Raw genomic sequence first — 20,861 nt, forward strand, 5'->3', positions numbered from 1 at the left:
ATGTCGAGGGGGGGCCATCCAATGTCGATGAGAAGTCACTCTGTGACCGATGTCGGCCACTTCGGGACCGATCCGCTCTGGTGCGAGGAGTACGGCTACGGGCTGGGCACGCTCACCGGCGTCCTCGTGCTTAAGTACCGTTCGGCTGCCGTGCTCGAATTCGGCCAGAGCCGGCAGGACTTCCTGCACCAGCTCTACTGGTCGCCCGACGGCGTGCTCTCGACCTGGTACGGGGCCGACGCGCAGTTCGTGGGGGCGGGGGAGGCGTTCTGGGCGCACCGCGCGGTGAGCCACGAGGTGCGGGCGGCGGACCGGCAGACCGTGTACCGGATCTGCCTGCGCCAGGTGCCCGAGGCGCTCGGCGGGCTGCGCGCCGGCGCGGTGTCCATCGACGACGAGGCGGCCCGGCTCGTCCAGGCGATCGCCCGCCCGGGGTACGACGAGCAGGCGGCACTCGTCGCCCGCGAGCGCATCATGGCCGGACTCGGCGCGTCGACCCGTGACTTCGTCGGCCACCACGCCACCGGTACCGGATTCGCGATGACCGTCGCCCGCGCGCTGTCACACGACCCGGGCGACCCCGTCCGCCTTGAGGAGTGGGCCGAACGGCTGCACGTCAGCGTCAAGACGCTGCAACGCGACTTCGTACGCGAGTTCGGCATGCCCTACTCGCAGTGGCGCACCAAGCTGCGCCTGCGTGCCTCGCGGGTGCTGCTGGAGAGCCGGCCGGTGGCCGAGGTGGCCCACCGCGTCGGGTACGCGACCCCCTCGGCCTTCATCACGGCCTTCGCCAGGGAGTACGGATGCACGCCCGGCCGCTATGCCCTGCACGAGGCCGACTCGGCCTGATCGAAGGGGCCGCGCACCGCCCGGGACCGGGCGGTGCGCGGGGGTGTCAGCGGAGCAGCTCGAAGAGGGTCAGCCACCGGTCGGGGTGGACGAAGGCCACCACCGTGTCGCGGTCCACCCGCGCCTCCGCGAACGCGGCGTCGACCCGGTGGGCCGGGTACCGCATCCGCAGCGAGGCGTGCAGCGAACCGCCAAGGCCGGTGAAGCCGTACTCGACGAACTCGCGCCAGGCCGCGTCCCGCCCCGCGGGCAGCAGCCGGACACCGCGCGGCTCGATCCGCAGGATCGCCGAGTCGACGGCGGGCACCGGCCGGAAGCTCATCCGGCCGACGCGGCCGGCCAGCTCCCAGGAGTGACCCGGCCAGCTCAGCACGGTCAGCCTGCTCCAGCGGCCGAAGTCGCCGGACCGCTTGCGCGCATACTCCAGCTGGGTGAGCAGGGTCGCCGAGGTGAGCCCGGGGGCGCGCAGGCACCAGTCGACGATCCTGGAGGTGATCGAGTACGGGATGTTCCCGGCGACCGCGAACGGCTCGCGCGGAGCCCGCGCGGTCAGGAAGTCACCCCTGATCACCTCGATTCTGTCGTCGCCGCGGGTGCGGGCGGCGAGCCTGCCCGCATGCCGCGGGTCGATCTCGTACGCCACGACCCTCGCGCAGCTTTCGGCGAGGGCGAAGGTGAGAGCACCGGTGCCCGCGCCCGGCTCCAGAAGCAGCCCGTGTGATCCGGCCGCGGCGGCCATCCGCCGGACGGCGTGCGGATCGACGAGGAAGTTCTGCGAGAGGGTGCGTCTGACCCGGTCGCGTTCGCCGCGACCGTTGCCGTTTCCTACCTTTCCATGGGTGTGTGAATGGTTTCCGTGCGCGAAGGAGTGCGCCACAGCCGTCGCCCTTTCGGGTCCGAGGTGAAAAAGGTCTCGGAAAAGCCCTGGGCGCGCATCGGGGACGCGTGCGGAACGGAGTGTCGACGCGTCCCTAGCGGGCCAGAGCCCGGCTGCCGCGAGGACGGATCACGTAGCCGACCAGAAGGTTGGCGAAGTAGGTGCACATGGTGCTGGACGCTACGGCTCGTCTCGTCACCTCGCAACGGATTTTCCGCTCCGCCCCAGGTCAGAGGGGCCGGGTACGGATGCGTTCTGGCGGCCGCCCCGGCGGTGTGCTCGAATGACAGGCGTTCGCCCATGAGGCATCCGTGTTCGGCGCGTGCCGCCGACGGCCGCCCGGGTCGTCGGCGGCCGCTCAAGGAGAGAAGTACTGATGATCACTTTGAACAACGGGGTCTCCATGCCCCGGCTCGGTTTCGGCGTGTACCAGGTGCCCCCGGAGCGGACCGCCGAGGTGGTGACCGAGGCGCTGGAGGCGGGGTACCGGAGTATCGACACCGCGAAGCTGTACCGGAACGAGCGGGGAGTGGGCGAGGCGCTGGCCGCCTCAGGTCTGCCGCGTGACGAGGTCTTCGTCACCACCAAGCTGTGGAACGACGGCCAGGGCTACGACTCCACCCTCGCCGCCTTCGACGCGAGCATGGAGAGGCTGGGCCTGGACCGGCTCGACCTCTATCTCATCCACTGGCCCACCCCGGCCAGGGACCTGTACGTGGAGACCTGGAAGGCACTGGAGAAGCTGTACGCCGACGGCCGCGTCCGCGCCATCGGGGTGTCCAACTTCCAGCCCGCCCATCTGAGCCGCCTCATCGAGGAGTGCGGCGTCGTCCCGGCGGTCAACCAGGTCGAGTTGCACCCGGCCCTGCAGCAGGCCGGGTTGCGCGGGTTCCACGCCGAGCACGGCATCGTCACCGAGGCGTGGAGCCCGCTGGCGCAGGGGGCCGTGCTCGACGACCCGGTGATCGTCGCCCTCGCCGGGAAGTACGGCAAGACCCCGGCCCAGGTCGTGCTCCGCTGGCACCTCGACCTGGGGAACGTCGTCATCCCCAAGTCGGTGACGCCTTCGCGGATCAGGGAGAACCTCGACGTCTTCGACTTCGCCCTCACCGCGGAGGACATCGCCGAGATCGCAAAGCTGGACACGGGACTCCGTATCGGTCCGGACCCGGACACTTTCCACCGCTGAGCACGGTGCCGGGTCGTGACGGTGGGCGCCACCGCCACGACCCGCGCGGGCGTCGAGGCGCGTCAGCCCTGTGAGATCCGCCGGCGCAGCCACTCGTAGGAGGCCTTGGGGGTGCGCCTCCCGGTGGGGAAGTCGACGTGGACGAGTCCGAAGCGCTGGCTGTAGCCCTCGGCCCACTCGAAGTTGTCCAGCAGGGACCAGACGTAGTAGCCGCGCACGTCCACCCCCTCCGCCCGAGCCCGCTCGACGGCTTCGATGTGGCCGTCGAGGAAGTCGATCCTGGCCTGGTCGTCGACCGTCCCGTCAGGGGCCGGTTCGTCGGGCTGGGAGCAGCCGTTCTCGGTGACGTAGACCGGCGGGAGGGCGTCGCCGTACCGGGCGCGGAGGCCGACCAGCAGCTCGCGCAGGCCGTCGGGGACGATGGGCCAGCCGAAGGCGGTGGTGGGGTAGCCGGTGACACCCGCGTCGTCGAAGGGGAGGCCCGCACCGGTGGGTGCGGCGATCCGGGTGGGGTTGTAGTAGTTGATGCCGATGCCGTCGAGGGGCGCGCCGATCAGATCCAGGTCGCCGTCCCGGACACAGTCCAGGCTCACCCCGTACGCCGACAGGTCGGGATAGGAACCGAGCAGCACCGGGTCGTTGAACAGGCGGTTGTGCAGGATGTCGTAGGCGTCGGCGGCGGCCAGGTCGGCGGGGTCGGCGGAGGCGGGCCAGACCGGGGTGCAGTTGTTGGTGATCAGGACCTGCTCCGCGCCGCGCGCCCGCAGCTCCCGCACCGCCAGGCCGTGTCCGAGCAGCTGGTGGTGGGCGGCGGGTAGCGCGTCCAGGACCAGGGTCCTGCCGGGAGCGTGGGCGCCCAGCGCGTAGCCGAAGACCATGTGGACGAAGGGCTCGTTCAGAGTGATCCACATCGGGATCCGGTCGGCGAGCCGGTCGGCCACCGCCGCGGCGTAGTCGGCGAAGCGGTAGGCGGTGTCGCGGTTCAGCCAGCCGCCCTCGTCCTCCAGGGGCTGCGGCAGATCCCAGTGGAACAGCGTGGCCGCCGGGACGATGTCCCGCTCGCGGAGCGCGTCGGTCAGCCGGTCGTAGAAGTCCAGGCCGGCCTGGTTGATCGCGCCCTTGCCGTCCGGCTGGACGCGCGGCCAGGCGATGGAGAAGCGGTAGGAGTTCACCCCGAGGCCGGACATCAGCTCGACGTCCTCTTCCCAGCGGTGGTAGTGGTCGCAGGCCACGTCGCCGGTGTCGCCGCCGCGGACGCGGCCGGGCTCGTGGGCGAAGGTGTCCCAGATCGAGGCGCCACGCCCGTCCTCGGCGACGGCGCCCTCGATCTGGTAGGACGCGGTCGCCGTACCCCACAGGAACATTCCGGCCTCCAAATGTATGAGTCTGGCTCATGTTAACCCCCGGGCCTGCCCGTGGGGGATGATGGAGAGATGACGAACGTCTCCGGGGGAACGCTTCGCCGCCGCCCTGCCCAGCGCCGCAGCCTGGAACGGGTCGAGCGCATGCTGGACGAGTGCGCGCGGCTGCTGGACGAGGTCGGCTACGAGGCGCTGACCACCAAGGAGGTCGCGCGCCGCGCGGAGGTGCCGATCGGCACCTTCTACCAGTTCTTCCCCGACAAGCAGGGGCTGGTACGGGCGCTGGCGCTGCGCAACCTGGAGGCGTTCCTCGGCCGGATCACGGCCAGGCTCGCGGAGGTGCGGCTCTCCGACTGGACGGAGATGGTCGACCTCGCGATCGACGAGTTCGTCGCGATGAAGCGGGCCACGCCGGGATTCGCCGTCGTCGACTTCGGGGAGGTGCTCGCCGCACCCGGCGGGCCCGTGGTCAAGGGGACCGAACGGATGCTCGACGCCGCGCTGGAGAACAACGTCATCGTGGCCGACCGACTCCGTACGATCACCGTCGAGCTGCTCGGCGCCCCGATCGGCCCCGAACTGGACCGGGCGCTCTTCGTCGCGGTCGAGGCCGCCGACGCGGTGCTCAAGCTCGCCTTCCGCTCCCTGCCCGACGGGGACCCCGAGCTGATCGCCGAGTGCAAGCACCTGGTCCGTCGCTACCTGTCGGCGCACCTGTCGCAGGAATGACCCCGGGCGCCCGCCCGCGTTGGTGCGGGGGCCGGTCATGAGCGTGTCGTACGCCCACAGGGTCAGACCGGGCTCCGAGCGCGGGTAGTCGAGCATGTCGTCCTCGACCGGGACGTGACCTGAATCGGGCAGCCGCGTGCCGTACCGGGGGGTGCGGGTAGGTGTGGCGGAGCCGCGCCTGGGTGTAGAGCGGTGGCGTGGGCGTGCTCCAGACCCACTGCGGCCCGATCGGGTTTCGGCGACATCTGGTCGCGTCGCCTCTGGGACCGGATCGGCCGCTGTGCCGACGCGACGGCTCTGACCTGGATGGGTGAGATCCGGTAGACCGGAAAGAACGCAAGATCCGCTCTGTCACGGCTGTCCGCGGTTTCCTCGACCCTGGGTCGCGCGCGGCGCGCGGCAGGGGCGGTGCCGCGTTTGGGGCTGTCCCCGCGGCGTGCCGGTGAACGGCGGAAGGCCGGCCCGTGGGCGGGCGGTGGGTTCTTCTATCCGAGGCGACTTGGGGTTTTCTCGACGAGATCTCGCTTAGTCGATCTCAAGTCGGAAGGAGTACAAAAATCGCGTTTTGCACCTGAATAACCCGGTTTGTCATGGAGGTCTCGTGCGGGCACGCGGACTGCTCAGAATATTGTGTGCGGTGCTCGTCACGGTGAGCATGACGGCCGGGCTACCTCAGACCGCGTCGGCGCGGTCCCAACGGGACGCCGAGACCACCGCCCTGCTGGCGGGGGTGAAGCGGTTCGCCGACGTGAGCCGGGGCTTCGCCACCCTGGGCAGGCTCGGTGAGCGGCTGCCACTGGTCGGGCTGATCCCCGGGGCCGAGGCGGGCCTGGGCCTGGAAACCCTGTTCGATCAGGCGATGTACGACCCGATCAAGGACATCACAAGCCTTTCCGAACTCGAACCGGAGTACACCACGCCGGGCCCGCGGGCAGGCAGGCTTCTCACGAGCACCCGTGAGGAGGGCGACCTCAAGCGCCTCGACCTGACCCTCGACGTCACCAGGTCGGTCGGCGACCAGCCGGTCAGCATCTCCAGCGCGACGCCCAGGGTGTCGTTCACCACGTCGAAGAGCGTGGACGTCGACCTGAGGCTGAACGCGAAGCTGTCCTTCGGATACGACCAGGCCACCCGGTCCGTCTACCTGATCAAGGACGCCTCCGGCCCCGCGCTGACGGTCCAGGCCGCCGGACGGCTGGACTCCGCGGCGAAGGCCACGGCGGCGTTCGGCATTCTCGGCGTGGACGTGCTGGGAGACTCGGCGCTCGACATCGGCTCCACCCTCACCTTCTCGGCCGCCGACCCGAACGGCGACGGCAGGCTGGACCTGACCGGGACAGGCGAGCTGGCCGCGGAGGGCGCGGCCGCCGGTCTGTTCCGCGTCTCCCCGGCGGGGTCGGCCGCCGCCACCTTCAACCTGCGGGCCCAGCCCTTCGCGGGGGCGCCGGTCGACGGCGCGACCGCGACCGTCAAGGTGAACTGGCCGGACATCGCGACCGGGACGCCACAGGTCACCGTGGCCCAGTCCGACCTGGACCGGCTCAACCGCTTCCAGCACCTGACGCCCAAGGACCTGCTGGACGGGCTGGCGCACCTGGCCAACGCGATCAACGCGGTCCAGCGCTCCCAGTGGCGCAAGGACGCCCAAAGCCCGCTGAAGGGCAACCTGGACCTACCGTTCATGCGCGGCAGCCTGGCGGACGCGGTGCGGGTCTCCGAGGCGATCGAGAAGTTCGTCAAGGACAGCGTCAACGGTGACACCGGCGAGCCGACGTTCACCTCGATCCAGAGCATGCTGGCCGCGCTGGGAGCGGCGAAGAACCTTCCCGGCGGCGCGGTCATCAAGGTCACCGAGGCCGGATACGACGACTCCGACAAGAAGATCGCCTTCACGATCGTCGTCGACCGCAACGTCAACGTGACGCCGGAACCGCTCAACCCGGCGGGCCAGACGACCAGTGGCGGCGGCACCGGCGTCACCTATGCCGCCCGGACGCTCAAGCACACGGGCAGGAAGTGGGAGAAGGACGAGTTCAAGGGGCGCACGGTCACCGCGGGCACATCGAGCGGCATCGTGGCCGGCAACTCCGCGGACACGATCACGCTGACCGGCGACTGGCGCCCGAGCCTCCCCGCGCCCGGCGCGACCTACCGGATCGCCTCGTCCGATCCGATGATCGGCCAGGTGACCTTCGGCGACACCTTCAAGGCCGATGCCGGGATCACCAGGGCGAACGCCGCGGCGTCGACGGCACAGGTCATGCGGGGCTACCACGCCTCGGCGACGGTCGTACTCGACCTGAGCGACCCGGTCACCGGCCAGGGCTGCGCGAGCAGGCCGGACGGCCAGGGCAAGGCGTGCCCCTACCGCCACACCAACCCGGACGGCACCTCGACCGTGGTGTCCGAGCTGCCCCGCGCCGCCGACCGCACCCTGCTCCGCACGGGACGCGACCTGTTCGGTGCCCAGCTGTCGGTGCTGACCGGAGTGAACGTCGACGCGGGCGTCGGCTACCTGGGTGTGCGGCTTACCGGCAACCTGTCGATGGGGGCCAGGAACACGGGCGACCTGCTCAGGGTGACGCTCAAGGACCAGGGTGACGTACGGCTGACACAGCTGTTCGAACGGCTCGCCGCCAAGCCGGACGAGCTACTCGACGTTCAGGTGAACGCCGAGGCCAGGGGCCGGCTCGCCGTGGGTGTTCCCGGAGCGTCCGACTTCTTCGGCGGCACGATCTCTGGAGATGTCGTGATGCCGGACATCGGCGATCCGGCCACCGTCGAGTTCCGCGGGTTCGACAGGCTCGGCGAGGTCGGGGAGTTCGGTTTCGACCCGGACAACCCCCGCGCGCTCTTCGGCACGCTGATCAAGTCACTGGGGGCGCTGGCGGCCTACCTCGACAACGTCAAGGGGACCGGCCCGGTGCAGGACGCCCTGGCCACGAGGCTTCCCCTGGTCGGCCGCTCGGTGTCCGAGCTCGTCGCCGCCGAGGAGACGGGCGGCGGCTCCGGCGTCCTCTACGGCAACGGCGGCTGCCGCCCCGACCTGGGCCACCTCACCGACCCCTCGCACACGTTCACCGACGCCTACGTGGGCCGGGGGGTGCACGTCGGCAGCCGGCTCCTGCGGGTGGCCGCCGTCTGCGGCGACGACACCCTCGCCTTCACCGAGAAGTTCACCGGCAACGTCCCCGAGACCGGCACGCGGTACCGCCTGCGACCTCCCCTCAGGGACGCGATCGACCGGCTGACGGCGGCTCCGCCCGACACCCTGCAGGGTCTGGTGGACGAGCTGAACAAGGCGCTCGGCGGGCAGGTCGGGATCAACTACCTGCCGGGCTCCCCCGGTGAGCTCAAGATCACACTGAACTACGACAAGAAGGCCACCTCCGAGGAGCCGCTGCGGTTCTCGTTCGGCGACAAGAGCCTGGTCGCCGCCTCCGGCTCCGGCACTCTCGACGTCGGCGTGGACGGCGGGGTCCAGCTCGGCCTCGTCGTGCCGCTCAAGGCCGCCTTCGACCCCGCCGAGGACCTGCGGATCGACCCCACCTCGAATGTGTGGCTCGGGGCCCAGGCGGAGCTGAACGGCACGGTCGAGGGCACCATCGGGCCGCTGCCCGTCGCGCTCGGCAAGAAGGACGACGACCCCCTGCAGGTCAAGCTCGCCTACAGCGTCAACCTGCGCTACGCGGGAGAGACGGAGGAGCCCGTCAAGCTGGCCGACTTCTTCACCGGCATCGACCTGTCGCTCAACGAGACCAGCGACTCGGTCCAGTGCGCCCAGGACCCGCAGCGCGAGCAGACGGACCTGGCGCTGTGCGCGGTGCTCCCCACCTACCTCAACGGCGGTCCGGTGACCACCGACGGCAAGCACGCCTTCGTCGTGCGGCTCCCGCGGGTGGCCCCACTGTCCGACATGTTCGACCTCACCACCGAACTGCCGGACGGGATCAAACGGCTGGAGGTGCCGGACTTCGATTTCGGCACCCTGCCCGCCGGTATGGAGCTGGACTGGTACAACCTGGGCGACGGCATCGAGCGTTACCTCACGCTGATGGAGTCCGGCCTGCGGTTCGCCGCGCAGGACGGCAAGCTGCCCGCCGTCGGCGACGACCTCCAGCAGGGTGCCGACTTCATCGGAGCCAAGCGCCAGGAGATCAAGGAGGCGCTCTCCAAGCTGCCGAACCAGGGCAGGGTCCCCACCGGCAAGGACCTGCGGACCTGGTACACCACCTACCTCGCGCCCAAGATCGGCCCAGGAGTGCAGCCGGTGATCAGCTGTGTCACCGCGCAGGGGCCCGCCGAGGGAGAGACGTGCGACGCCGTACCGGGCCCGCAACTGACCGGCGTCAAGTTCACCATCGACATCGGCGTCGGAGAGCTCGACCCGGTCAAGGGGTGCTCCGGCGACTGCGAGAGCGTCGAGCGGCGGCTGGACATCGGCGTCCCCGGCCTCGCGCTGCGCCAGGGGGAGGGGGACGGCGTGCAGGCGAACCTCGCCTGGAGGCTGCACGCCACCGTCGGCCTGGACCGCCAGAGCGGGTTCTTCGTCAACTCCGAGCAGGACGACCGGCCCAACCTCGGAGTAGGGGTGAACGTCAAGCTGCCCAAGGAGATCAACGCCAAGCTCTCGATTCTAGACGTGAAGCTGGAGAACCGGCCCACGGCGGCCCCCGAACTCTTCGCGGGCGCGTTCATCGTCGGCCTCAAACCCGTCGGCCGGATCGGCATGGCCCAGCTGGCCGACCCGGGAGATCTCGTGGAGACCACGATGTCGGCTCGGGCGAACATCGACTGGAAGTTCACCGTCCAGGCGGGTTCACCGATGCTGCCCGGCCTGTACGGCGGATTCCGTCTCGACTGGGACCTCACCAAGGGGGGCACACCGGACCCCGACGACCTGCACATCTCCTTCAACGACGTGACCCTGGAGGCGGGTGACTTCTTCCGCACCGTACTCGGCCCGGTGGTCACCCAGGTCAAACGGCTCACCGAACCGGTCAGGCCGGTCATCGACCAGCTCTACGCGCCGATCCCCGTGCTGTCGGACCTGAGCAGGGCGGCCGGGGGCACGGACGTGAACCTGATCACGATCGCCGAGAAGTTCAACACCCTCGGCGGGGGAATGGACACGGAGTTCCTGACCAAGGTGGTCGAGGTCACCAGGGTCCTGTCCAGCCTGCCCGACTGCCAGGGCTCGATCGCCATCCCGATCGGGAGCTTCCAGGTGCTCGGCGGCCAGGCGCTGAACACGCCGAACTCGCCGGACGTGGCGGACTCGCTCATCACCGGGGAGCGCTTCGTCACCGAGGATCTCTTCAAGGCGCTGGACGACAAGGCCAGGACCTGCGCGAAGGCCGACGCCAAGAGCGGCGCGAAGGCGAAGGCCGCCCCGTCCGGCCCCATCGACCACGCGGAGAGCGCCGGGTTCGCCTTCCCCGTGCTCGAGAACAAGGGGAAGGCGATCTTCAGCCTGCTCATGGGCAAGGACGTGGAGCTCGTCGAGTACGACTCGGGCCCGCTGCGGCTCGGGTTCAACTACAGCCAGTCGTTCGGCCCGGTCTACGCCCCGCCGCCGATCATGGTGGTCATCTCCGGCAGCGCCGGCATCGAGGGGCGCATCAAGGCGGGCTTCGACACCTACGGCATCCGCAAGGCGATCGAGGAACGTAAGGTCGACATCCGCGTTCTCGACAGCCTCTACCTGGTGACGACCGACGAGCGCGGGCTCCCGCTCCCGGTGATCACCCTGCGCGGTGAGCTGGAGGCCGGGGCGGCGGTGGAACTGTTCCTCATCAAGGCTGGGGTAAACGGGGGCATCTCCCTGACGATCGCGATGAGCTGGGCGGACCCGACCAACGACGGCAAGTTCCGGTTCGGCGAGTTCGTGACCGTGTTGCTGCGCAACCCGCAGTGCCTGTTCAACATGGACGGCAAGCTCAAGGTCTACCTGAAGGCATGGGTGGAGATCGGAGTCTCGATCTTCAAGAAGCGGTTCGACTGGACGATCGTCGAGGCCACCCTGCTCGACTTCGCCGTACGGCCCGACTGCGGGGTCGAACCACCGAGGCTGGCGACGGCGAGCGGAAACGCCCTCGTCCTGCACATCGGCCCCATGCGCGGGGCTCGCGGTGGCGACTGGGCGGATCCGGGCGACGACGCCGAACAGTGGACGGTGATCCAACTCCCCGCCGACGACACGCAGGAGGCGGGATTCGCGGTCAGCGCGCTCGGCTTCCGTGAGGAGTACCGAGGCGGCGGGTTCGACCGGGTGCTGGCCGACGGCCATGGGGCGACCGGCGACCTGCGGCTGCTCTTCCAGGGCTACGCGGGCTCGGACGGCAAGCCGTACCCCTTCGACAAGAAGGTGGTGGCCTTCGGCGGCGCGGCGAACGACGTGGTCATGACGGGTGTGGGCGCGTCCGTGGTGGACGGCGGCGCGGGCGACGACCAGATCACCACGGGTGACCAGTACGGCGGTGCCAGGGCCTTCGTGGCCGGCGGGCCGGGCAACGACTACCTGACCGTGGGCGGCGCGGGCGACTGGGTCGCGGGCGACGGCGGGCTCGTTCCCGGCAAACGCAGGGTCGGCGGCGTCGAGGTCGCGGACTGGGACGGGGACGACACTCCGGAAGAACCGCAGGATCGCGCCGACGACGGTGACGACAGGATCACCGCGGGTCTGGGCGCCAACCACCTGTGGGGCAACGGCGGAGCCGACACGATCAGCGTGGGCTCGGACAGCCCGCTGGCCGCCGGGGACCCGTCCCCCCGCTACCGCGCCCAGCCGAACACCCTGGTCGGCGGGCCGGGCGGGGACACGCTGACCGGCGGCTCGAACGACGACGAGATCTACACGGGTCCGCGGCAGGCCACCGGGCCGGAGGAGGAGGGCCCGGAGGACTCGGGGGTCAACTACGTCGACACCGGCGCGGGCGACGACAAGGTCTACGGCGGCAGGGGCGTCGACCTGGTCGCCGGGCGCTCGCAGCCCGGCCAGGTCAGCCGGATCTTCGGCGGCGGTGGCGAGGACGTGCTCGCGGGAGGCTACGGGAAGGACGAGATCTTCGGCGGCCCCGGCGACGACTGGGTGATCGCCGAGCCGTCCGAGGTCGGCGAGGTCACCGGGACGGAGCCGTACGGGCCGGTGCGCGCGGTGAACCACCTGCCGCTGCCGGAAGGGGTGGTCGCCTCGGCCAAGCTGCTGGTGGGCGGGTACGGCGACGACCACCTGGTCGGCGGGGACGGCGGGACCACCGTCTTCGGTGACCGTCGTCGCGCCGAGCCGTGCGAGGAGGCCGAGGACGCGAAGGACGGCCGGGACCTCATCCTGGGCGGCGCGGGCCGCGAGGTCGTGTCGGCGGGCGGTGGCGACGACCGCGTCGTGGCGGGCGGCGGCGACGACCGGGTCTGCGGCGAACGCGGTGACGACGAACTGTACGGCGGCGCCGATGACGACGTCGTCGAAGGCGGGTCGGGCAATGACACCGGATACGGCGACGACGGAGTCGACCAGGTGTCGGGCGACGGCGGCGACGACACCCTGTACGGCGGCGCCCAGGCCGACACGGTCGAGGGCAACGACGGCGAGGACACGCTCTTCGGCGGCGCCGGGGACGACCTGGTCGTCGGCGGAGACCGTCTCGCCGGAAAGGACGACGGGGCCGACACGCTGTACGGCGACACCGGCGCCGACCGGCTGGTCGGCGACAACGGCACGGCGACGGGGTCGCACGACCTCGACGGGACGCCGGCGACGGCGGGCGCCGGGGACGTGATCCACGGCGGGGACGGCGACGACACCGCCTTCGGCGGGATCGGCGACGACGAGATCCACGGCAACGACGGCGCGGACCACCTGGAGGGCGGCAACGGCGCGGACACCGTGTACGGAGAGGCGGGCGAGGACGAGATCGTCGGCGGAGGAACCGGGACGCACCCTGACAAGGGGGACACTCTGTTCGGCGGTGACGGGCCCGACGTGATCGCGGGCGACAACGCCGTCCTCGCCACGACGGGGGAGGCCACCCCCGTGGCCCGCAGGCCAGGGCAGCAGCACGCCCACCGGGTGCAACTGCTGGGCGGCGGCTCAGGCGCGGACGTGCTGGACGGCGGCGCGGGCGACGACGCCCTCTTCGGGCAGGAGGACACCGACCGGCTGCGCGGCGGGGAAGGAGACGACTACGCCGAAGGCGGCCAGGACACCGACTGGGTGGAAGGCGACCAGGGCGACGACGATCTGGTCGGCGGCTCGTTCACCGGTGCGGCCGACCAGGCCGACGCGTTGTACGGCGGGCCGGGCGACGACGTCGTGCTGGGCGACAACGCCGAGATCCTCCGGGTGGCCGGGGCGGAGAAACCGACCCGCGCCACCGTGCGGCTCGGGTCGCGGGGAACTCCGATGACCGCCAGGGCGGTGCGGTCGCTGGGCGGCGCGGCGGGTGAGGACCGGATCTCCGGCGGCACGGGAGTGGACGTGCTCTGGGGCCAGGACGGCGGCGACTTCCTCTCCGGCGGCGGCGACGGCGACTACGTGGAGGGAGGCGGCGGAGCCGACGTGCTCCGCGGTGACCTCCCGCTGTCGGCGAACTCCGCGCAGACCACCGTCACCCCGCTGCCCGACCCGGGCTGGCCGGGAACGGCGGGCGGGGCCCAGGACCTCGAAGGCACCGATCCGCAGGCGGGACAGGACGACCTGATCGGCGGATCCTCGGCCCCCGGCGCGCCGGACGGCGACGACGCGATCGAGGGCGGCGGCGCGGACGACGTGCTGCTCGGTGACAACGGCTCACTCGTCCGCACCCTGACCGGGACGGCGGAGCGGGTCTACACCGAGCGGTACCCCGCGGGCCAGGTGCCGGCGAACGCCACGCGCAGCCGCACCCACGACCCGGACCTGCCCGGCTCCGCCACCCGGTTCTGCACCGAGGCGCAGCGGACGTGTGAACCCGCGGGCGCGTTCGGCGCGGACCGGATGTACGGCGACGACGGCGACGACGGACTGTGGGGTCAGGACGGCGACGACCGGATCTTCGGCGGCGCGGGGAACGACGACCTGTTCGGCGAACTCGGCGACGACGAGATGGACGGCGGCGCGGGCGAGGACGCCATGCTCGGCGACCGGGGCGGTGTCATGAACGAACGCGTCGACGCGGGGGACGTGCGACGGCTGAGCTTCACGGTCAGCCTCAAGTCGCCGCCCAAGGAGAGCTACACCGGTTTCCGCGAGGGCACCTACGACCGGCGGGTCGACCTGCTGCACGACGCCGACGGCGACGTCTGGGCCGGCGCGCCCACCGATCCGGCCATGCCGCACGACGGCCTCACCTCGGGTGGCGACGACACCATGCGAGGCGGCCCCGGCCGTGACAGCCTGCACGCCGGGTACGGCGACGACCTGGCCAACGGAGACAGCGGCGGCGACGAGGTCTTCGGCGGCGGCGGCGCGGACGTGCTGTGGGGCGGCAAGGGCTGCGACCCCGTCCTGGACGCGGCGACCCCGGACTGCCTGAGCTCCGACGGGACGTTCGATCCGGGCGCCAGGGGCACCGGCGATCGGATGGTCGACCACGTGTTCGGCGGCGCAGGGGGAACGGAGTCGGCCGTGCTCGGCTCGGACCTGCTCGACTACAACCCCCGGGGCTCCTACCCGGGCAACTGCGCCCCCGGGCGCTGGCCGGCCGACACGCCGACCACCAGCGTGGACCCGTGCCTGTGGTTCAAGCTGACCGACAAGGCCGACGCCGAGGGGGGCGACGACCAGCATCACCAGGGCGTCGACTGGCTGTACGGAGGAGCGGGCCGGGACGTGCTGCAGGGCGACATCACCGCCAACGGGCCGAACCCGGGGGACAAGATGATCGACTGGAACGGCTCGTACAACCTGTTCAGTCACTGCGGCGCGGCCAACGGCGGCCACAACATCGTCCGCCAGCACTCCCCGGCCATGCAGGACTTCCTCGCCAAGGTGGCGTGGGGTTCGGGCGCCGGCCGTACGGCGGCGGACGCGACCACACCCGGTACGTCCGCGTACGTGGAGCTGGCGATCCCGGCCAACGACAGCGGCTCGGCGTACCCCTCCACACCTGGACATTTCGATTCGCCGTGGGCATGCGCGAGCTGAGAAAGGATTCGTCAATGCTGCATCGACTACTGGCGGTGGTGCTCGTGGCCACCGGCCTCTCCGCCGGAGGGGCGATCGCCCAAGCGGAGACCGGACCCGCCGCCGCGAAGCGGTGCGTGCCCGGCGACTGCTTCGCCGTCACCGCCACCCTCGATCGGGCGCCGGCCGTGGGGCAGACCGCCACGCTGAGCGTCACGGTCACCTCGAAGGAGAAGGCAGCGAACGTGCGGGTCCTGATGGACCTGCCCGAGAACCTGCGCTGGGTGAGCCCGCCCTCGGGAACGAGCCGGGGCCCCGCGACGATCGGGCGCAGCCACCTGGACCGGGCGAGCCGTACCGGCCCGATGCGAAAGAACGAGCAGGCGCGTTACGTCGGCACGGTGACGGCCACCGCGCCCGGCCCGGCCGCCGTCAACGTCCACGTCACGGACGGGCGGCCCGGCCCGGGCAACGAGGCGCTGGCCTACGTCACCGTCGGGCAGGAGAAGTCCTTCTTCGGCATGGCGCGACCCGCGACCGTGACCCTCGCCCCGCCGCCCGCCGAGACGTTCGCGGCGGTGGACGCGACGGTGGACGCGACGGTGGCGGACACCTGCGTGCAGGGCACGGTCGCGCACCTGACGGTCGAAGGGACCGTCCAGGGCGTTCCCCGGCTCAGGCTGCACGTCATGGACCGGGACGCCGAAGGGGGTGACGACGTGCTCGCCAGAGGCGAGACCGATGACCAGGGCGACTACGAGCTGTGCTTCGACGGAGACGACAGCGACGAGAGCGGTGGTCAGGACGTCTACGTGACGGGTCTGTCCTTCAACGACCACTGGTCGGTCCAGGACCCGAGGAACAGGGCCCTCTACACGTTCCAGACGCCCGTCGTCCCGGATGTCGAGCGGGGCGAAAGAGAGATCGTCGACTACCTCCCCGCGCCCGGCAGCACGGACGAGGGCACGTTCCGGATCTTCACGGCCGCGCACGCCGCGTGGAAGGCGTACACCGGCTGGATCGGGAACCCGGGCGGCTGCTGGGTCGCCGGCGCCTCACCCTGCCGCTCGATACCGATCAAATGGGCCCCCGACTTCACGGTCCCGTACGCCGTCTTCAACAACTGCGTTTCGAGCTGCTCCGAGCCCGACCACATCATCATGAGCGCGACGGATCACCTCGCGAAGATGACCGTGGCCCACGAGATCGGCCACTTCATCATGGACTACGCCTACGCCGACGCGTACCCGTCGGCCCCCTCGTGCGGCGGCCTGCGCTGGATGAACCAGGTGACCTCGGAGGGATGCGCCTGGACGGAGGGGTGGGCCACCTGGTTGGCCGTCCAGGCCTATGGGGAGACTCACCGGCGCTGGGGGCCGCTGGACGCGTCGGTCGACCTGGAGAACGCCACCTGGGACACCCCTGAATGGGGAGGAGCGACGGGACCCGACATCGAGGGCCGGGTGGCCGGCGCGCTGATGGACATCGCCGACGGTGACCCAAGGAACGAGATCTACTGGGACCTCTCCTCAGAAGGCCCGGAGAAGGTCGCCTCCGTCGTCGCGGCGAGCAGGCCGAACACCGTCGGCGAGTTCAAGAACGCCCTGCTGGCGGGGATATCGACCCCGGCGGGAAAGCATGAGGCGCTGGCCGCCTTCTATCAGAACACCATCGATCCAGAGTTCTTCGAACCGCTGCTGGACAGGGTCGAGCTCAACCGCCCGCCCATGCCGTCCGGCGACTACTCCCTCACCACCGCACGGCCCACCTGGTCGGTGGTGGCCGCGCTCCTGGTCGAGTCTCCCACGCGAGACGTCCACGTGAGCCTCTTCAAGGATCGGTCGCACACGAACGGGGTCTCGAGCAAGCAGACCGGCAACGACAAGCCGGACTTCGTCGCCGTCGACGCCACGTCCGGTCCGAAGACCTACTTCCCCCGGGTCCACAACGCGAGCGCGCTCGACAGCGATTCCTACCTCGTCGAGTTCGCCGAGTCGGAGGGCTCGCTCGCGCCGTCGACCTCCACCGAGCTGTCCATGGAATCGGCCGACATCGTCGAGATCCGCACCGCGGACCTCACGACGGGCGAGCCGGTGAGTTTCACCGTCACCCCCCTCGACGGCCAGGATCTCGACATCTTCACAATGGCGCCCAGCGCGTCCAAGTGGGCGAGACCGAGAGCGGACGCGAAGGGCGCCTTCGCCCGGGGACCGGGCATGGCCGAGCGCATCACCATCACACCGACCGTGACCGGCTCCCATGCCGTGATAGTGATCCAGAAGAACGGGAGCGGGCGCTTCACCCTGGCCCGTTCCTGAGGGCCGACCCGGTCACCGGCACCACCTGCGCCGACGATCAGGTGGTGCCTGGATCCGGACCGGCCCCGGTCAACCGGTGACAGCCCGGTCTGGTCCCCCTTTGAGGGGCCCCGGGCCTCCGTGACCGGGGGCGGGATCCCGGCGGCCTTTCAGCGGGCGGCGTCCAGGCGGGCGCGGTGTTCGTCGTCGAGCTTGACGTCCAGGGCGCCCAGGACCTCCTCCAGCTGGGCCACCGAGCTCACCCCGACGAGCGGGACCGTCGTGACGTCACCGCCGGTCAGCCAGGCCAGCACCACCTGGTTGACCGTCACGCCCAGCTCGTCCGCGATCTCCCGTAGCGCGGCGAGCCCGCGCGTGGTGCCCGGGTGCTCGTAGGCGTCCTGCATCGGCCGGTCCGCGCGGGTGTAGGAGCCGGCCATGAGCGTGTTGTACGCCCACAGGGTCAGACCGGGCTCCGAGCGCAGGTAGTCGAGCATGTCGTCCTCGACCAGGACGTGACCTGAATCGGGCAGCCGCGTGCCGTACCGGGGGTGCAGGTAGGTGTGGCGGAGCTGCACATGGGTGTAGAGCGGCCGGCCGGTGGCCCGAGAGGTGGCGCGGGCGCGCTCCAGGCTCCAGGCCCGCACGTTGCTCGCGCCGATCTCACGGACCTTGCCCGCTCCGACCAGCTCGGCGAAGGCGCCCAGGGTCTCCTCCAGGGGGGTGGAGCGGTCCTCGATGTGGGCCCAGTACACGTCGACGTGGTCGGTGCCCAGCCGCCGCAGGCTGCCCTCGGCGGCGGCGGCGATCGTCGCGGCCGACAGGCCCTCGGCGAAGTCCAGGGTCCGGTCGCCGGGGACGGTCGGCCGGGCGCCGCACTTGGTGCTCAGCACCACCCGGTCACGGTTGCCCCGGGCGGCCAGCCAGCGGCCGAGGGCCAGCTCGCTCTCGTCGCCGGTGGCCCCCTCCTTCCAGAAGGCGTAGTTGTTCGAGGTGTCCAGCAGGGTGCCGCCGGCCTCGGTGAACCGGTCGAGGATCGCGAAGGCGGTCCTGTCGTCGAGGAGGGTGCCGAAGTACATGGTGCCCAGGGCGAGGGGAAGGTGTGTCATGGAGATGACCTTGAATGCTGGAGTGGGCTCCAGGTCAAGAGGGTTTCGCCGGGAAATTTTTAGGCTTGACCTGGAGTGGGCTCCAGGTGGCATGCTGCCTGATGTGAGTGTGTACACACCGGGACAGGTGGTGGAGGAGACCGGCTTCAGCCTCGACACGCTCCGCTACTACGAGCGGATCGGGCTGCTTGAGTCGATCGACCGCAACGCGGCCGGACAGCGCAGGTTCACCCAGAAGGACGTCGGCTGGCTCGGCATGATCCGCTGCCTGCGCGACACCGGGATGCCGATCGCGGAGATGCTCCGCTTCGCGGAGATGACCAGGGCGGGCGACCACACGGTCCGCGAGCGGATCGCGCTGCTCGAAGCCCACGACCGGCGGGTGCAGGAACAGGTCGACAACCTGCGCGAGCGGCAGGTGGCGATCCGGAACAAGATCGCTTATTACCACTCGGTGGTCGACCAGTGCGCGGCCGGGGAACCCGCACCGGCTTCCCGGCTGAGCTGAGCCGAGGTCGTCGCCGCCGAATCCGGTGATCGCGGACGGTCGGCGGAGTGCGGGCCCCAGTCGTGGACCCTCGCGGCTTATGGTCGGCTAGAACCCGTACGGCGGCTTTGCCGCTGGTCGAGGTGCCCTTTTCGGTCCGGCTGTTAAACCGGTATCGGGGAGGGGTCATGATCGCACCGCGCGCACGCCGGATCAACATTCCGCTGCGGCACGTCGCCCTGATGTGCGGCGGGATGCTGTTCGCCCTCCTCGCCAACGTGACCTACCTCCAGGGGCTGGACTCCGAGCGGCTCAACGAGGACCCGCGCAACCAACGGACGATGATCGCCCGCTTTCACAGCCCCAGGGGACAGATCCTGCTCCACGACGGCACGGTCATCGCGACCAGCCGGAAGGCCGGCGGCGCCACCTACCGGTATCGGCGGTTCTATCCAGACGGCCCGCTCTACGCGGCGATCACCGGGCACTTCTCGCTCCACGGCGGCGCGGGCATCGAGCAGGCGGAGGAGGCCCTGCTCTCGGGAGGCGACCCCCGGGTGAAGGTGCGCGGGCTGGTCGGGGGCACCCGCGGCGGCGCCACGCTCCGGCTCACCGTCGACCGCGGCGCCCAGCGGGCCGCCTACGACGGGCTGCGCGCCACCGGAAAGCCCGGCGCCGTCGTCGCGATCGACCCACGCACCGGCGCGATCCTGGCCATGGTCTCGCTGCCCTCGTACGATCCCAACCTGTACGCGAGCTTCGACGCGGCCAGGCTGGACAGGGTGGACAAGCGGCTGCGGGGTGACCCCGCGAACCCGCTGCTGAACCGGGCGATCCAGCGGAACTACCCGCCGGGGTCCACCTTCAAGGTCGTCACCGGCGCGGCGGCGCTGCACTCCGGGCGGTACGGCCTCGGCACCCGGGTCAGCGCCCCGGCGTCCCTGCGCCTCCCCGGCACCAGCACCTACCTGCGCAACTTCGGCGGCGGTACCTGCGGCAACGGCAACCCGCCGCTGCTCCAGGCGTTCAAGCTCTCGTGCAACACCCCCTTCGCGAAGATCGGGGTCGACCTCGGCCAGGACGTGCTGCGCGAGCAGGCCGAGGCGTTCGGATTCGACACGGACGATCTGGAGGTCCCCATGCCGGTGGCCAGGAGCGTCTACCCCTCCGTGCTGGACGACGCGCAGACCGCGATGTCGGCGCTTGGCCAGTTCGACGTCCGGGCCACCCCGCTCATGATCGCGATGATCGCGGCGGCGGTGGCCAACGACGGCTCACTGATGCGCCCCCACCTCGTGAAGGACGTACGTCTCGCCGACGGCACGATGATCGACGAGGCCGAGCCGTCGGCGTACCGCCGGGTGCTCGGCGCGGAGGAGGCCGAACGGCTCACCGTGATGATGGTCGCCGCCACCGGGAAGGGGAGCACCGGTTCCGCCGCGGCCATCCGGGGGGTGAAGGTGGCCGGCAAGACCGGCACCGCGGAGAACACCGCCAAGGGCAGGGCCCACGCGCTCTTCACCGGCTTCGCCCCGGCCGTCTCCCCCCGGATCGCCGTGGGGGTCCTGGTCGAGGGGGGCGGATCCGGGGGACGGGTGGCGGCTCCCATAGCCAAAGCCGTCATGGCGGAGTTTCTGGGCGGTCAGGCGGAGTAGGTCATCGAGGGTGGCGGGTGCGGGGGACGGGTGGCGGTCTCTGTCGCTGGAACCCGTTATAGCCAAAGCCGTCATGGCGGAGTTTCTGGGCGGTCAGGCGGAGTAGGTCATGGGTGGCGGGTGCGGGGGACGGGTGGCGGTCTCTGTCGCTGGAACCCGTTATAGCCAAAGCCGTCATGGCGGAGTTTCTGGGCGGTCAGGCGGAG

Annotated in this window: 10 protein-coding genes; 7 read left to right on the forward strand and 3 right to left on the reverse strand. The window is 70.8% G+C overall.

The genetic code is table 11. The annotated features are described in order from the left end of the window. Positions 1–27 precede the first annotated feature (27 nt). Positions 28–849, forward strand: a complete 822-nt coding sequence (locus AB0J58_RS09245; protein ID WP_364212398.1) for an AraC family transcriptional regulator — start codon at positions 28–30, stop codon at positions 847–849. 46 nt (positions 850–895) lie between these two features. On the opposite strand, the gene erm is transcribed toward AB0J58_RS09245, so the two are convergent. Next, positions 896–1,726 carry an ErmE/ErmH/ErmO/ErmR family 23S rRNA (adenine(2058)-N(6))-methyltransferase gene (gene erm, locus AB0J58_RS09250; RefSeq protein WP_364212401.1) on the reverse strand — a complete coding sequence of 277 codons (831 nt, stop codon included), beginning with the start codon at positions 1,724–1,726 and terminating at the stop codon, positions 896–898. A gap of 376 nt (positions 1,727–2,102) precedes the next feature. On the opposite strand from erm, the gene AB0J58_RS09255 reads away from it, so the two are divergent. After that, positions 2,103–2,915, forward strand: a complete 813-nt coding sequence (locus tag AB0J58_RS09255) for an aldo/keto reductase (protein WP_364212404.1) — start codon at positions 2,103–2,105, stop codon at positions 2,913–2,915. 62 nt (positions 2,916–2,977) lie between these two features. Here AB0J58_RS09255 and AB0J58_RS09260 read toward each other — a convergent pair whose 3' ends face one another. Then, positions 2,978–4,279: a GH1 family beta-glucosidase gene (locus AB0J58_RS09260; RefSeq protein ID WP_364212407.1), complete on the reverse strand. Its 1,302-nt coding sequence runs from the start codon at positions 4,277–4,279 to the stop codon at positions 2,978–2,980. Between the two features lie 69 nt (positions 4,280–4,348). Here AB0J58_RS09260 and AB0J58_RS09265 point away from each other — a divergent pair, with 69 nt between their 5' ends. The 3 genes from AB0J58_RS09265 to AB0J58_RS09275 all read left to right on the forward strand — a co-directional run bounded on the left by AB0J58_RS09265 (position 4,349) and on the right by AB0J58_RS09275 (position 17,425). Next, entirely contained in the window at positions 4,349–5,005 is a 657-nt protein-coding gene (locus AB0J58_RS09265; protein ID WP_364212410.1) for a TetR/AcrR family transcriptional regulator, read from the forward strand. A 637-nt stretch (positions 5,006–5,642) separates the two neighbouring features. After that, positions 5,643–15,128, forward strand: coding sequence for a calcium-binding protein (locus AB0J58_RS09270; protein WP_364212413.1), 9,486 nt, complete (start codon positions 5,643–5,645; stop codon positions 15,126–15,128). Positions 15,129–15,142: 14 nt separating this feature from the next. Further along, positions 15,143–17,425: a hypothetical protein gene (locus tag AB0J58_RS09275; protein ID WP_364212416.1), complete on the forward strand. Its 2,283-nt coding sequence runs from the start codon at positions 15,143–15,145 to the stop codon at positions 17,423–17,425. Positions 17,426–17,574: 149 nt separating this feature from the next. Here AB0J58_RS09275 and AB0J58_RS09280 read toward each other — a convergent pair whose 3' ends face one another. Then, positions 17,575–18,513: an aldo/keto reductase gene (locus tag AB0J58_RS09280; protein WP_364212419.1), complete on the reverse strand. Its 939-nt coding sequence runs from the start codon at positions 18,511–18,513 to the stop codon at positions 17,575–17,577. 103 nt (positions 18,514–18,616) lie between these two features. Between AB0J58_RS09280 and AB0J58_RS09285 the strand changes: the two genes are divergently transcribed. Next, entirely contained in the window at positions 18,617–19,021 is a 405-nt protein-coding gene (locus AB0J58_RS09285) for a MerR family transcriptional regulator (RefSeq protein WP_364212422.1), read from the forward strand. A gap of 167 nt (positions 19,022–19,188) precedes the next feature. Continuing rightward, positions 19,189–20,655 (forward strand): penicillin-binding transpeptidase domain-containing protein, encoded by a 1,467-nt coding sequence (locus tag AB0J58_RS09290; protein WP_364212425.1) that lies wholly within the window; start codon positions 19,189–19,191, stop codon positions 20,653–20,655. The last annotated feature ends 206 nt before the right edge of the window (positions 20,656–20,861 follow it).

Source organism: Streptosporangium sp. NPDC049644 (assembly GCF_040675205.1).
Classification (GTDB): domain Bacteria; phylum Actinomycetota; class Actinomycetes; order Streptosporangiales; family Streptosporangiaceae; genus Streptosporangium; species Streptosporangium fukuiense.